Genomic DNA, 14,030 nt, shown 5'->3' on the forward strand with positions numbered 1-14,030 from the left:
AACGTCAGTGGTCTCGACGCGCCTGTGTCCTCACTTCCTCCGCCGCGGCAGGCATGAGCGGTCGCACGGTGGGGAGGATGCCGCCGCCCGCTGTGTTGGTGCCGATGTTGCTGAGAAGGAGTGCAGGGGTGGGTGGCAAGAGCCAGACCCGAGGCGCGGGGGTCATGCCGGAGTCCCGGCGGTACGTCCCCGGCCGCGCGGGCACGCTCGACTTCACGCCGAGATCCACTCGCCGCACCCCGGCCCCGTGCCCCCCGAGCGCATGAGGCGGACGCCGCCCGGCACGGACGGGCGCGGCGTCCGACCCACGTGTCGCGAAAGGCCGTTCACCCGGCCGTCGCGCCGCCGGCCTCGCCCGCGACCGACCCGGACGACAGCCACCCCCCCTCTCGCCCCCCGATGCCTGCGACAAGGCCGACTAAGCCGTTGCGCACGCAAAGTGGTGAAGTATCTAAGGAGATCCCGTGATCAGGTCGGACGTGGACGAACGCGCTGTGGCAGTGGTGGGTATGGCCTGCCGCCTGCCCGGTGCCTCCGGCGCCGAGGAGCTGTGGAGCCTGCTGCGCGACGGCGTGGACGCCACCACCGAGACACCACCTGAACGCTACGACGCGGGGGCCCTCCACTCCACGGCACGCGCGCCGGGGAAGATGGCGGGACGCCGCGCGGGATACCTGGGGGGCGTCGCCGACTTCGACGCCGGGTTCTTCGGGATGTCGTCCATCGAGGCCGCCGAACTCGACCCGCAGCAGCGGCTGTTGCTCATGACCACCTGGGAGGCGCTGGAGGACGGCGGCCAGCTCCCCGACCGCCTCGCCGGGACCCGTACCGGCGTCTTCGTCGGCAACGCCCGCGCGGACCACCTCGAACTCGTCCTGCGCCAGGGCCTGGAGCACGCCACCGCCGCGCAACTCAACAACTTCCGCTCGCTGATGCCCGCCAGGCTCTCCCACGTCTTCGACTTCCGCGGGCCGAGCGTCCTGCTGGACACCGCATGCTCCGCGTCGCTCGTGGCCGTGCACCAGGCGGTGCAGAGCCTGCGCTCCGGGGAATGCCCCCTGGCGCTGGCCGCGGGCGTCAACCTCACGTTCCGCCCCGACGAGGGCGTCATCATGAGCCAGGCGGGGAGCATGGCGGCGGACGGCCGCAGCAAGTTCGGCGACGCGGACGCCGACGGCCACGCGCCGAGCGACGCGGTCGGCGTCGTCGTGCTCAAGCGCCTCACCGACGCCCTCGCCGACGGCGACCGCATACGCGCCGTCATACAGGGCAGCGCGATAGGCAACGACGGCCGCACCAGCGACACCGTCCTCAACCCCTCCCTGGAGGGCCAGCTCTCCGTCCTGCGGTGGGCCTACGAGGACGCGGGCACGAGCCCCGCCGACGTGGACTACGTCGAGGCCCACGGCTCGGGATCGCCCACCCTCGACCCCCTCGAACTGACGGCGCTCGGCACGGTCCTGGGCGCCGGTCGCCCGAGCGACCGGCCGCTCCTCGTCGGCTCGGTGAAGACCAACATCGGCCACGCCGAGGCCGCGGGCGGCCTGTCAGGACTGATCAAGACGGTGCTCTGCCTGGAACACCGCCAGATCCCCGCCAGCCTCCACGTCGGCACGCCCCACCCCGGCGTGCCCTGGAACGAACTGCCCGTGGAGATACCGGACAAGCTCCACGACCTGCCCGACCTCGGCCGACCCGCCGTCGCCGGGGTCTCCGCGCAGGGCTCCTCCGCCCTCAACGCCCACGTCGTCCTGCGCGAGGCACCCGCCCCGGCGCCCCCGGCCCTCGAACCAGCCCCCGCCGACACCCGTTACGTGCTGGTGTTCTCCGCGCGTGGACCCGCGGCGCTCAAGGCCCTCGCCCACTCCTACGCCGACTACCTCGGCCCGGAGGGACAGGGCACGGCCCACCCGCTGCGCGACATCTGCTTCTCGGCCGCGACGCGCCGCCAGCACCACACCCACCGGCTGGCCGTCGAGGGCGCCGACCACGCCGAGATGGCCGCCGCGCTCACCGCCTTCGCCGAGAGCGGGGCGCTGCCGCTGCCGCCCGCCGCGCGCGGCTTCTACGAGGGCAGGGGCCTCGACTGGCCGACGGAGTACGGCGCGCCGGGCCGCTTCGTGCCGCTGCCCCGCTACCCCTGGCAGACCAAGCGCCACTGGCCGGGCGAACAGCACCACCCGGACGGCGAGTTGGCCGACCGCATGCTGAGGGAGCACGCGCGCACCGGCTACGACGACACCTCGACCCTCGTCGAGATCGGGATCGACTCGCTGGCCAGACTGCGGATCCTCGTCGAACTCGCCAGGACCACCGGCGTGGACGCCGACCCCGAGGAGTTCGGGCAGGTGCGCACGGTCGGCGAGCTGCGCCGCTGGACCGAGGCGCTGGAGGCTCCGGTCCTGTGAACGCGCCGCAGACCGCGTACGACTGGTTCGCCCGCTCGGCCGCCGCGCACGGCCACGAGGTCACGGCGCTCGAAGTCGGCGGCGAGGAGCTGTCCTACGGCGCGCTGCGCGAGCTGGCGGAGCGGCTCGCCGCCCGCCTGGTCGCCGCGAACGGCGGGAGACCGCCGCGCCGCGTGGGGCTGCTGGCGGGCCGCTCCGTGACCGCGTACGCCGGGTACCTCGCCGCGCTGCGCGCCGGCGCCGCCGTCGTGCCGCTGAACCCCGAGAGCCCGCCCGCGCGTTCGGCCGCCGTCGTCGCGTCCGCCGGGCTCGACCTCGTCCTGGCCGACGCGCACGCAGCCGCGGACGCCGAGGCGGATCTCGGCGCGCCGGTGCTCGTGGTCGGCGCCGAGGAGCGCGCGGCGCTGGCCCGTGACCCGGCCCCCGACCTGCCGCCGACGCCGACCGGCCCCGACGACCTCGCGTACCTCCTGTTCACCTCCGGCTCGACCGGCGCCCCCAAGGGCGTGCCGATCAGCCACCGCAACCTGTCCGCCTACCTCGGCCTGATGACCACCCGGTACGGCGTCGGGCCCGGCAGCCGCATGTCGCAGAACTTCGAGCTGACGTTCGACGGTTCGGTGCACGACCTGTTCGTCGCCTGGGCAGGTGGCGGCACCCTCGTGGTGCCGACGCGCGGCCAACTGCTCTCCCCCGTACGCACGGTGAACAAGCTGGGGCTGACGCACTGGTTCTCCGTGCCGTCGCTGATCTCGTTCGCCTCCCGGCTCGGCACGCTCCGCCCCGGCAGCATGCCGACGCTGCGCTGGAGCGTCTTCGGCGGCGAGCCGCTGACGCTCGCCGCCGCGCGGGAGTGGCGGTCGGCCGCCCCGGGGAGCCGGATCGAGGTCCTCTACGGCCCGACGGAACTCACCATCTCCTGCACGGGGCACCTGCTCCCCGACGACCCGGACGCCTGGCCCACGACCCCCAACGGCACGGCGCCGATCGGCGAGGGGCATCCGGGGCTCGACCTCCTCCTGCGGGGGGACGACGGCGCGCCGGGCGACGTCGGCGAGCTCTGCGTCCGCGGCCCCCAGCGCTTCCCCGGCTACCTCGACCCCGCCAACGACGCGGGCCGCTTCCTCACCCCGGACGGACGCCGCGTGGCGGACGGCCGGGTGACCGACCGGCACTGGTACAGGACGGGCGACCGGGTCGCGGTGCTCGACGGCGTCCTGGTGCACCTCGGGCGGACCGACCACCAGGTGAAGCTGCGCGGCCACCGCGTCGAACTCGGCGAGATCGAGGTCGTGTTGCGGCAACAGCCCGGCGTGCGCGAGGCGATCGTCGTGCCGGTGGCGACCGCGGACGGCGAGGTGGAGGTCGAGGCGGCCGTCACCGGCCCGGGCTGCGACCCCGACGTGCTCTACGCGGCCCTGGCCGCGCGGCTGCCGCCGTACATGCGACCGCGCCGCATCACCGTCCTCGACCAGCTGCCGCTCAACGGCAACGGCAAGATCGACCGCTCGGCAGTCCTCGCGCACCTCGGACAGGCCCGCTGATCCAGGCGGGCCGACTCCTCACGGCACCAACCCCTCCGACACCTTCCCCGACGCCCGTTGTGAGGCCATTGCCCATGTTCGACGCCATAGTGATCGGCGCACGGTGCGCGGGAGCTCCCACCGCCATGCTTCTCGCCCGCGCGGGATACCGGGTGCTCCTCCTCGACAAGGCCCAGCCGGGCACCGACACGCTCTCGACCCATCTCGTCCATCAGCCGGGCGTCGCGGCCCTCGCCCGCTGGGGGGTGCTGGAGCAGGTGCGCGCCTCCGGGTGCCCGCCGCTGGAGCGCGTCTCGTACGAGATCGCCGACATCAGGCTCGAAGGCTGCGGGCGCGGCGTGGAGGGCCAGCGCTCCGGGATCGCGCCGCGGCGTCAGGTGCTGGACGCGATCCTCGCGGACGCGGCCGTGGCGTCAGGCGTCGAGCTGCGCGACCGGTGCACCGTGACCGGCCTGCTGCGGGACGACGACGGGCGCGTCGTCGGCGTGGAGGGCACGCACCGGCGCCGCGCCTTCACCGAACGGGCACACCTGGTGATCGGCGCGGACGGCATGCGGTCCACGGTGGCCCGGCTGGCGCAGGCGGCGTACAGCGTCGCCGACCCGCGCCTGACGTGCGCCTACTACACGTACTGGGCGGACGTCCCGGCCGGTCTCGAACTGTACGAGGGCCCGGGGAGCTGGACGGCCGCGGTGCCGACCAACGACGGGCTGACGCTCGTCCTGACCTACTTCCCGCAGTCCCGCTTCGAGGAGGTGCGCGCGGGGGCGTCCGAGGCGTACCTGCGGCAGGTCGAGGCCACCGCCCCCGCGCTGTACGAGCGCCTGCGCGGCAAGGAGCCCGCCGAACGCCTGCGGGGCACCGGCGACCAGCAGAACTACTTCCGGAAGGCGGCGGGACCCGGCTGGGCCCTGGTCGGCGACGCCGGGCACCACAAGGACTCGATCACGGCGCGCGGCATCAGCGACGCCTTCCTCCAGGCGGAGGCCCTGGTCCGGCTGCTCGACGGCCGTCTCGGCGCGGGACCCGAGCGGCTGGACGCGGCGCTCGCGGACTTCGCTGACGAGCGGGACAGGGCGCTCATGCCGGGGTACGAGTCCACGCTGGCCGTCGCGCGCCTGGCGCCGCACGAGCAGCGCCTGTCCCTGCTGAGGGCCGTGCAGACCGACGCGGAACTCACCTCGATCTACTTCGACATGGTCGCCGGGATCGGGACGGCGAGCGCGCTCTACACGCCCAAGCTGCTCTCGCTGCTGTGACGTTCCGGCAGGTGGGCGGCGGGTCGGGCGCGTGCGCGGGCCCGTGGCGGAGCCATGCGCACAACCCGTTTGCTGCAAAGCTCAGTTGGCACAAGCGTTCGCTGACGCCCCTCTATGATCCTGCTACAGTCACACTTAGCCCAGACTCCGATGGCGTTGCGTCACGTCGCCGTACCGGAGGAGAGGGGCAGATGTTGCCCCCACTGAACCCAGCGCTCCCCTGCCGTACGAGGAATCAGATGCCAGGCAACCGCGACCGGCGGACACCTCATCGGTCTCGACCGCGTAGATCGCAGCGATTCCCTTATCTCCTGCCCCTGGCGGTCCCCGCGCTCTGTCTGTGCGGACTGTGGGGGTACACGGCGACGGAATCCGCCACCGGTCGGACCCCGCAGCACGCCGAGGCACCCGGCACGGCATCCGTCGCCACAGCGGCGCGCGATGTCCTGCCCGCACCCCGGACCGACGGTCAGACGCCGTACGCCGACCCGGCCGGTACGGCCGCCGCGTACGCCGGGACCACCACGGGCGGCGCGTCCTTCGGCGTCGCCGCCCTCACCACGACCGCCTTCCCCGCCACGGCCGCACCCGGCGCCGACCCCCTCGCCTCCCTGACCGACGACGCCGCCGGTTACGGCGACGAGGCCCTCCTGCTCGGCGTCGCCGGTGCGCTCGCCGCCGCCGCCTTCGGCACGCTGCGCGCCGTGCGCCGCCGCCGCGTGGCGCTGGAGAAGCTCCAGGCGAAGCTGGAGGAGCAGCGCGCCGAGATCGAGGCGCAGCGCTCGGCACTGGAGCGGCAGGCCGCCACCCTCGGGCGCGTCGCCGAACTGCGCTCGCAGGCCGACGAGATGTCCGACATCCATCTGCCGCAGCTCCTCGCCCGCATCCAGCGCGGCGAGCGGCTCGGCCCGGTGCCGCCGCCGCCCAACGGGCGCCGCCCGGCCGACGAGGTCGAGCGGCTCTCGGCGGCCATCGACAACCTGGGCCGCGTCGCCGCCGGTTCCCTGGTCAAGCAGTCCCAGGGGCGTGAGGGCACCGAGAAGGTCTTCGCGCAGCTCACCCGCCGCACGCAGACCCTGATCGGCCGGCTGATCTCGCTGCTCGACGAACTGGAGCGCAAGCACGAGGACTCGGACCTCCTGAAGGACCTCTTCCAGATCGACCACCTCGCGACCCGCCTGCGGCGGCACGCGGAGAACCTGGTCATCCTGAGCGGTCCCCCGTCCAACCCCCGCATCACGGCGCCCGTCTCGATCGTGGACGTCATGCGCAGCGCGGTCGCCGAGACGGAGAAGTACACCCGCGTCAAGGTGAAGAACGTCCCGGCGGAGTGGCATCTCGGCCTCGCCGGACGCGCCGTCGCCGACATCACCCACCTCCTCGCCGAACTGATCGAGAACGCCACGAGCTTCGCCCCGCCGGACACCTACGTGTCCGTCAGCGCGACGAAGACGCTCCACGGCCTGCTCGTGCACGTCGAGGACCACGGCCTCGGCATGCCGGAGGAGGCGCTCGACCGCGCCAACGAGCTGTTCGCGCACCCGCCCGAGCTGAACGTCGCGGCGCTGAGCAAGGACCCGCGCCTCGGCCACTTCGTCGTCGCGCGGCTCGCCCAGCGGCACAAGGTGTCCGTCGAGCTGCGGCGTTCCGTCTACGGGACGCTGGCGATCGTGCTGCTGCCCACCGAGCTGCTGGAAGAGGTCGGCTCCCCCGTCCTCAACGCGCTGCGGGCGTCGGCCGCCATGGGCGGCGCGGTCGCCCCCGACGCGGCCCTCGCCGCCGCGCCCGGCGCGGTCACCGCGGACGTCACGTCCGACGTCACGCCGCCGGTCGGCACGGACGGCGCGGTCGGCACCGGCGACCGCGAGGCCCCGGTGCCCGTCCTGGCCGAGGCCCACCCCATCACCCACACGCATGTCGCGGACGACAGCGGCTTCCCCGACTACGGGGGCGCGGGACTGCTGCCCCCGGCGGCCGACCACGCCTCCGCCGCGCCGTCGGCACCGGCCGGGTGGGCGCCGTCCCCCGAGCACGCCGCGGCCCGGGAGCACGGCGGCCCCGTGGCGCGGGCGGTCGCGGAGTACCCGGTGGCGGCGGAGTACCCGGTCGCCGGCGCCCCCGCCCCGGTACGCCAGGCGCAGCCAGCGGAACCCGCCCACCCCGCGCACGCCCGAGCGACGGCCGGGGGGAACGTGCCCGCCGATGATGCCAACCGCCCGCTGACCACCCCTTCGAAACTGCCCCAGCGGGCCAGGGGAGCGAGCCTCGCCAGACAACTGCGCATGGAAGCAGGACAGGCGGAGGGCGAGGCGGCCGGAGACGGCGCCCTCGCCTCCCCGGCCGTGTCGGCCCGCGCGTTCAGCGCCATCCAGCAAGGTCTGCAACGTGCCAGGACGCACCAGGCCGACGAGCCGGACACGGACCGACGGCCGCCGGATTCCAGGGGCCCTGGTGGCAATTAACCGTGAGGGAACACGCAATGACTGAGCAGGTACATTCCGGTCCTCAACTGGACTGGCTCCTCGACGACCTGGTGAGCCGCATCCCCGACATCCGCTGTGCCATCGTGCTGTCGGGGGACGGCCTCCTCATCGGCAAGTCCCGTGACCTGCGCCGGGACGACGCCGAGCACCTGTCGGCCGTCGGCTCCGGCATGCACAGCCTCGCCCGCGGCGCCGCCCGGCACTTCCAGGGCGGCGAGGTCCAGCAGACGGTCATCCAGATGGAGAAGGCCTACCTGTTCGTCACGGCCGCCGGGCGCGGCGCGCGGCTGGCCGCCATCGCGACGGAGGAGGTCGATGTGGGGATGATGGCGTTCGAGATGGCCACGATCGTCAAGCAGGTGGGCCAGTACATGAGCGCCGCACCCAGGACGCAGGCACCGTCCGGCAGCCGGGCCCAGGGTTCCTGATCCGCGATGGAGACCGGGCGTCACTTAAGACCGTACGCCATCACGGGCGGGCGCACCCGTCACAGCCGTCACACCTTCGCCCTGATCTCGCTGATCGTCGCGCGCTCCGAGCACAGGACGGAGGACGGCCATCTCGAACCCGAGGCACAGCAGATCCTCGAACTGTGCCGCGCCCGTGCCGTGGCGATCGCCGAGATCGCCGCGCAGCTCGACCTGCCGGTGAGCGTGGTGAAGGTCCTGTGCGGTGATCTGCTCAACGATTCCCTCATCCTGGTCCAGGCGCCGCCGGGGCCAGAGGACCAGCCCGACCTTGAACTCATCGAAAGAGTGATACGTGGCCTCCGTAGTCGGCTCTGAGCCGGTCATGCCGGTCGCCCTGAAGATCGTCATCGCGGGGGGCTTCGGTGTGGGCAAGACGACCCTCGTGAACTGCGTCAGCGAGATCCCGCCGTTGCAGACGGAGGAGAGCATGACCGCCCGCAGCCTCGGGGTGGACGACCTCACGGGCATCGAGGGCAAGACCTCCACCACCGTCGCGATGGACTTCGGGCGCATCACCATCGCGCCCGAGCTGGTCCTCTACCTGTTCGGCACGCCGGGCCAGGACCGGTTCTGGTTCATGTGGGACGACCTGGCGACCGGCGCGCTCGCGGCGGTCGTCCTGGCCGACACCCGCCGCCTGGAGACGTCCTTCGCCTCGATCGACTTCTTCGAGTCGCGGGACGTGCCGTTCGCGGTGGCGGTCAACTGCTTCGACGGGCACCGCGACTGCACGAGCGAACAGGTCCGCACGGCGCTCGACCTCGACCCGACGACGCCGGTCGTCCTGTGCGACGTGCGCCAGCGCGCGTCGAGCAAGGAGGTGCTGCTCGCGGCGCTTGAGGTGGCCCGCGTCCAGGCCGCCCACCGGATGGCCGCGCCGAGCAGCCGCTGACCCCGCCTCGGGTCACGCCACGTCGCCCCGGAGGGGTCAGGCGCCGGACGCGCCGGGGATCAGCGCGTCGAGCAGTGCCAGGCCCTCAGGCGCGGTCGGCCCGCGCGGCGCCGCCTCGGGCGGCAGCGCCCGGAAGTCGCGCGGCGCCATGCCGTACGTCGCCCTGAACCGCCGCGAGAAGTGGTAGGCGTCGCCGAAGCCGCTGCGTACGGCGATCGCGCGCAGCGGCAGGTTGCTGCGCCACAGGAGCGGTTCGGCGCGCGCCAGCCTGATGCGTTCGAGCGCGGCGGCGGGCCCGAGCCCTATGTGCTCCCTGAACACGCGGCACAGCGTGCTGACCGAGACGCCCGCCGCGTCGGCCAGGTCGGACAGCGGGATGGGCCGCGTGATCCCGTCCGACCACCCCTCGCGTACGGCGCGCGCCATCGCCACGACCGGTTCCGGCAGCGCCGCCGGGGGGCCGGCCGCCGGGCCGGGGCCCGCGACGAACGTCGCGAGCAGCAGCCGCAGCGTCTCCCGTGCGTGCTCCCGCCACCCCGGCGGGCAGGCGCCGCCCAGCCACACCAGGTACTCGCACAGCGCGCCCAGCGGATCGGGCCGCCCGCCCATCGGCCGCGTGGTCGGCCACCCGGCGTCGTCCACCGGCCCGGCGACGGGCCGGAAGTGGACGTACGCGTGCCGGGTCGTGCGCGCGGGGTCCCAGTGGAAGACGTCCCGCATGCCGGGCCGTACGAGCAGCAGCGTCCCGGGCACGAGCGGCACGGTCCCGCCGCCCGCCGTCCAGGTGGCGCGGCCGTGCAGCACCCAGACGAACTCGTAGCTGCGCGCGTGCCGCGGCCCGAAGGACGAGCCGGGCGGGTAGTCCGCCACCGTCGGGCCCAGCCTGGGGAGCAGTTCGACGGCGTACGGATCGGCCGCCGCGCCCGGGAGTCCGCTCATCGCCTCACCTGTCGCAGCCACCGGCCCTGTCGGGCCGGACACGCGGGCGGCGCACCTCGTCCGTGCCCTTCCAGCCGTACGGGTCGCGCCCGGAGACCAGGACGATATCGCGGAAGTCCGCGCGCGCCATCCCCACACCCGGCTCGGGCGCAGCCCAGGGCAGCAGCGACTCGGCGCTCATGTAGTGGCCGACGAGGGCCCGACGGCAGCCGTGGCGGCCGGAGTTGGGCAGCGACTTGTGCAGCAGGTAGCCGTTGAAGAGGAGGACGGAGCCCGCCGCGATCTCGACCGGCACCGCGTCCTCCTCGCTCCAGGGGAAGCCGTACGACTCCACGGTGCAGTCGTAGCGCGGGTCGTCGTGCTCGCGGTCGGGGTAGAGGACGCCGGGCCGGTGCGAGCCGGGGACGACCCACAGGCAGCCGTTCTCCGTCGTCGCGTCGTCGAGCGCGATCCAGGCGGCGGTCAGCGAGCGGTCGCGCGTGGGGATGAACCCCTCGTCCTGGTGCCACGCCTGTCCTGGGCGGCCCTCGGACTTGATGAACAGCATCGACTGCATCGCCTTCACGTTGGGCCCGATGACCTGCGTCAGCGGATCGACGATCGCCGGATGGCTGATGGTGTCACGCATCAGCTGGGACAGCTTGTGCGGGTAGTGCACGCACAGGAAGCGGCGCAGCACCTCGTCGTCGGTGTCGTCCGGGCGCACGCCGGCGGCCTGCGCGCCCTCGATCGGGCCGCGTTCGCCGCGGCAGATGGCGACGGCCTCGGCGAGCAGGCCGTCGATCTCGGGGCGGTCCAGTACGCCTTCGAGGACGACGAAGCCGTCCCTGGCGTAGCGGGACGTGAGGGATTCGGTTGTCGCGGACGCGAGCTGCACGGGGTGCTCCCTGCGGGTCGTGGCCGGGTGCGGAGGACCGGCCGGTACCCCCGATCGTCGTGCGCCGCGCGCGCCCCGGTCCATGGCTCGGCCGGGCACGGGGATGGCGAATCAGGTCACGGGTTCAGGACCCTTGACGTTGTCCGAAACATCCGAGTAGCGTCAACGGCGTTCAGCTAATACGTATTAGAGAGGGGGCGACGTGGCCCACTCCCCACGCCGACGGCGGCCGACCCAGGTGGACATCGCCCGGCACGCCGGGGTGTCCCAGGCGACGGTGTCCCTGGTCATCAGCGGTGGAGCGGCGAGCGACCAGATACCCGAGCCGACGCGCCTGGCCGTCCTTGCGGCGGCGCGGCAGCTCGGCTACTCGGCCAACGTCGCGGCCCGCAGCCTGAAGGGCGGACGCAACCGGCTGCTCGGGTTGTATACGTTCGAGCCGGTCTTCCCGACCGACCAGCGCGATTTCTACTACCCGTTCCTCCTCGGCGTCGAGGAGGAGACGGCCGCGCAGGGCTACGACCTGCTGCTGTTCAGCTCGGTGACGTCCGCAGGTGACCGGTCGATCTACGCGGGCGGCGCCAACCGGCTGAAGATCGCGGACGGTTGCGTCCTCCTCGGCCGCAGCGTCCGGCGGGCCGAGCTGGCGGCGCTGATCCGCGAGGACTTCCCCTTCGTCTTCATCGGCCGCCGCGAGGTGGACGACGGCGAACTGTCCTACGTCGCCGCCGACTACGTGACGGCGACCGCCGACCTCGTCGCCGCACTCGTCCGGCTCGGCCACCGCCGCATCCTCCACCTGCGCGCCCCCGGCGACTCCGAGCCCACCCGTGACCGCGAGAGCGGCTACCGGCGCGGGATCGCCGAGGCCGGACTCCCCGCCGACCACGTCCTGATCGAGACCCTGACCGACCCCGCCGACCTGTCGGCCGACCACCTGCGGGCCTGGGCCGACCGCCACGGCGCGACGGCCCTCCTCGTCGAACCCACCGAGGACACGCGCCTCGTCGAGGCCCTTGAGGACGCCGCCAGGTCCGGCGGCCTGCGCTTCCCCGACGACCTCTCGCTCGCCCTCCTCGGCGACCCGCCGTCCTGGACGCCGGAACTGCGCGACTGGACCCGCTACTCCCTGCCCCGCGCCCGCATGGCGCGCGAGGCGGTCGGCCTCCTGATCGAGCTGCTGGACGACCCGGCGTCCGCGCCCCGGCAGCTCTCGGTGCCCTGCGCGTTCGTCGCAGGCGACACGATCGGCCCGCCCGTCACCCCGCCCGTGCCAGGGGAGCGGTCATGATCCGCATGGTCGTGAAGCGGCTGCTCATCGGCGTGTTCGTCATGTGGGGCGCCGCGTCCCTGATCTTCCTCATCGTCCGCGCGGCGCCCGGCGACCCGGCGTCCGTCCTGCTCGGCCCCGACGCCGACCGCGAGCAGATACGGCAGCTCCACGCGACGCTGGGCCTCGACCGCCCGCTCCACGAGCAGTACGTCACCTACCTCGGCGACGTCCTGCGGCTCGACTTCGGCGAGTCGCACCGGCTCGGCCGCCCGGCGATGGACGCGGTGCTGGAACGTTTCCCCGCCACCCTCGAACTCACCCTCACCGCCACCACGGTCGCCGTCGTCGCCGGTCTGCTCCTCGGCCTCCTCGCGGGCGCGCGCCCCGGCGGCAGGACCGACCGCGTCGTGTCGGCCGTGACCATCGCGCTCCAGTCGTTCCCCACCTTCTGGGTCGGCATCATGGGCGTCCTCCTCTTCGCCCTCACGCTGCGCCTCCTCCCCAGCTCGGGCGTCGGCACACCGCAGCACATGGTGCTGCCCGCCCTGACGATGGCGCTTCCGTTCATCGCGATCGTCGCCCGCCTCGCCCGCAGCAGCGTCACCGAGACGATGCGCGAGCCGTACGTCGTCACCGCCCGCTCGAAGGGCCTGACCGAACCCCAGATCCTCCTCGGCCACGCCCTGCGCAACTCCCTGGTGCCGGTCGTCACGATCGTCGGCCTCCAGATGGGCGCGCTGCTCGGCGGCGCGGTGATCGTCGAGAACGTCTTCGCCTGGCCGGGGCTCGGCTCCCTCGTCGTGGACGCCGTGGCCAACCGCGACTACGCCGTCGTCCAGGGCGTCACGCTGCTGATCGCGGGCGCCGTCACCGTGCTCAACCTCGTGGCCGACCTGCTGTGCGCGCAGCTCGACCCGCGCATACGGATGGAGGCCGCGGCATGACCGCTCCCCCGACAGGACACGAGGCCGCCGCGGCGGCCGTCTCCCCGGCCGTGACCGGGCCGGGCACGAGCACCGCCCGCCGCCCCGGGCGCCGCGCCGCGACGCTCATCCCCTGCGCCGTCGTCGCCCTGTACGTCCTGGTGGCCCTGATCGGCCCGCTGCTCGTGCCGTACGACCCGGTCCACACGCCGCTGGAGGACCGGCTGTTGTCGCCCGGTTCCACGACGGCCGACGGCTCGACCGCCTGGCTCGGCACGGACGGCCTCGGCCGCGACGTGCTCGGCCAGATCGTCCACGGCGCCCGCACGTCCGTCCTCATCGGCGCCGCCACCGTCGGCCTGTCCTGCCTGGTCGGCGTCACCCTCGGCGCGATCGCCGGGTACGCGCGGGGCTGGGTGGACGCCGTGCTGGCCCGCGTCTTCGACGTCCTGCTCGCCTTCCCCGCCATCCTGCTGGCGATCGTCATCGCCGGGGCCTTCGACCGCAGCCTGCTGCTGGTGGTCGTCGCGCTGTCGGCGACGGGCTGGATCGCCTTCGCCCGCGTCACGCGCGGCGTGGCCCTGTCCCTGCGCGAACGCCCGTGGGTGGACGCCGCGCGGGTGATGGGCGTGCCAGGACGGGAGATCCTGCGCCGCCACGTCCTCCCGTTCACGGTGGGGCCCGTCGTCGCCATGGCCACGCTGGAATTCGCCCTCGTCGTCCTGGCCGAGGCGGGCCTCAGCTTCCTCGGCATCGGCCTCCCCGCCGACACCCCCTCCTGGGGCCAGACGATCGCGAGCGGCAAGGAGTACCTGGAGACCGCCTGGTGGATCTCCACGCTCCCCGGCGTCGCGCTCTCCCTCCTCATCATCAGCGTCGGCATCCTCGGCGACCAACTCACCGCCCGGCACCGGCACGGACGCCGGTCCGCCTGACCACCCCTCCGCACCACCGCACCAGCG

General features: G+C 73.6%; 12 protein-coding genes. 10 read left to right on the top strand and 2 right to left on the bottom strand.

Features of this window, described 5'->3' with window-relative positions; translation table 11 throughout:
* Positions 1-464: 464 nt before the first annotated feature.
* From IF27_RS00870 to IF27_RS00900, 7 genes are all read left to right on the top strand, one after another.
* The gene (locus tag IF27_RS00870) at positions 465-2,408 is read left to right on the top strand and encodes a type I polyketide synthase (RefSeq protein WP_110945410.1); all 1,944 of its coding nucleotides are present in this window, start codon (positions 465-467) and stop codon (positions 2,406-2,408) included.
* Positions 2,405-3,952 carry an amino acid adenylation domain-containing protein gene (locus tag IF27_RS00875; protein WP_052847276.1) on the top strand — a complete coding sequence of 516 codons (1,548 nt, stop codon included), beginning with the start codon at positions 2,405-2,407 and terminating at the stop codon, positions 3,950-3,952. The genes IF27_RS00870 and IF27_RS00875 overlap by 4 nt, the downstream gene beginning before the upstream one ends.
* A gap of 74 nt (positions 3,953-4,026) precedes the next feature.
* The gene (locus tag IF27_RS00880) at positions 4,027-5,211 is read left to right on the top strand and encodes an NAD(P)/FAD-dependent oxidoreductase (RefSeq protein ID WP_052847277.1); all 1,185 of its coding nucleotides are present in this window, start codon (positions 4,027-4,029) and stop codon (positions 5,209-5,211) included.
* Positions 5,212-5,450: 239 nt separating this feature from the next.
* Positions 5,451-7,673 carry an ATP-binding protein gene (locus IF27_RS00885; protein WP_052847278.1) on the top strand — a complete coding sequence of 741 codons (2,223 nt, stop codon included), beginning with the start codon at positions 5,451-5,453 and terminating at the stop codon, positions 7,671-7,673.
* 17 nt (positions 7,674-7,690) lie between these two features.
* Positions 7,691-8,122 (top strand): roadblock/LC7 domain-containing protein, encoded by a 432-nt coding sequence (locus IF27_RS00890; protein ID WP_052847279.1) that lies wholly within the window; start codon positions 7,691-7,693, stop codon positions 8,120-8,122.
* A 6-nt stretch (positions 8,123-8,128) separates the two neighbouring features.
* A complete protein-coding gene (locus IF27_RS00895; RefSeq protein ID WP_052847280.1) occupies positions 8,129-8,479 on the top strand; it encodes a DUF742 domain-containing protein in 351 nt (116 codons plus the stop codon).
* A gap of 7 nt (positions 8,480-8,486) precedes the next feature.
* On the top strand, positions 8,487-9,056 hold the full coding sequence (locus tag IF27_RS00900) for a GTP-binding protein (protein WP_052847281.1): 570 nt from the start codon (positions 8,487-8,489) through the stop codon (positions 9,054-9,056).
* A gap of 36 nt (positions 9,057-9,092) precedes the next feature.
* Here IF27_RS00900 and IF27_RS00905 read toward each other — a convergent pair whose 3' ends face one another.
* Together IF27_RS00905 and IF27_RS00910 are read right to left on the bottom strand one after the other, a co-directional pair.
* Positions 9,093-9,995, bottom strand: a complete 903-nt coding sequence (locus IF27_RS00905; protein ID WP_052847282.1) for a helix-turn-helix transcriptional regulator — start codon at positions 9,993-9,995, stop codon at positions 9,093-9,095.
* Positions 9,996-9,999: 4 nt separating this feature from the next.
* Positions 10,000-10,872 (bottom strand): phytanoyl-CoA dioxygenase family protein, encoded by an 873-nt coding sequence (locus IF27_RS00910; protein WP_052847283.1) that lies wholly within the window; start codon positions 10,870-10,872, stop codon positions 10,000-10,002.
* A 202-nt stretch (positions 10,873-11,074) separates the two neighbouring features.
* On the opposite strand from IF27_RS00910, the gene IF27_RS00915 reads away from it, so the two are divergent.
* The 3 genes from IF27_RS00915 to IF27_RS00925 are packed head-to-tail and all read left to right on the top strand — an operon-like array spanning position 11,075 to position 14,003.
* Positions 11,075-12,163, top strand: coding sequence for a LacI family DNA-binding transcriptional regulator (locus IF27_RS00915; RefSeq protein ID WP_110945412.1), 1,089 nt, complete (start codon positions 11,075-11,077; stop codon positions 12,161-12,163).
* Positions 12,160-13,089 (top strand): ABC transporter permease, encoded by a 930-nt coding sequence (locus IF27_RS00920; protein WP_052847285.1) that lies wholly within the window; start codon positions 12,160-12,162, stop codon positions 13,087-13,089. Before IF27_RS00915 ends, IF27_RS00920 begins: the two co-directional genes overlap by 4 nt.
* The gene (locus IF27_RS00925) at positions 13,086-14,003 is read left to right on the top strand and encodes an ABC transporter permease (protein WP_052847286.1); all 918 of its coding nucleotides are present in this window, start codon (positions 13,086-13,088) and stop codon (positions 14,001-14,003) included. Before IF27_RS00920 ends, IF27_RS00925 begins: the two co-directional genes overlap by 4 nt.
* Positions 14,004-14,030: the final 27 nt, after the last annotated feature.

It is taken from the genome of Streptomyces avicenniae, assembly GCF_000719135.1.
In the GTDB taxonomy this organism is placed as follows: domain Bacteria; phylum Actinomycetota; class Actinomycetes; order Streptomycetales; family Streptomycetaceae; genus Streptomyces; species Streptomyces avicenniae.

Coding starts and splice junctions, on each gene's coding strand:
- IF27_RS00905 (WP_052847282.1), bottom strand. CDS start 9,995: ATGAGCGGACTCCCGGGCGCGGCGGCCGATCCGTACGCCGTCGAACTG.
- IF27_RS00900 (WP_052847281.1), top strand. CDS start 8,487: ATGCCGGTCGCCCTGAAGATCGTCATCGCGGGGGGCTTCGGTGTGGGC.
- IF27_RS00920 (WP_052847285.1), top strand. CDS start 12,160: ATGATCCGCATGGTCGTGAAGCGGCTGCTCATCGGCGTGTTCGTCATG.
- IF27_RS00890 (WP_052847279.1), top strand. CDS start 7,691: ATGACTGAGCAGGTACATTCCGGTCCTCAACTGGACTGGCTCCTCGAC.
- IF27_RS00880 (WP_052847277.1), top strand. CDS start 4,027: ATGTTCGACGCCATAGTGATCGGCGCACGGTGCGCGGGAGCTCCCACC.
- IF27_RS00895 (WP_052847280.1), top strand. CDS start 8,129: ATGGAGACCGGGCGTCACTTAAGACCGTACGCCATCACGGGCGGGCGC.
- IF27_RS00885 (WP_052847278.1), top strand. CDS start 5,451: ATGCCAGGCAACCGCGACCGGCGGACACCTCATCGGTCTCGACCGCGT.
- IF27_RS00925 (WP_052847286.1), top strand. CDS start 13,086: ATGACCGCTCCCCCGACAGGACACGAGGCCGCCGCGGCGGCCGTCTCC.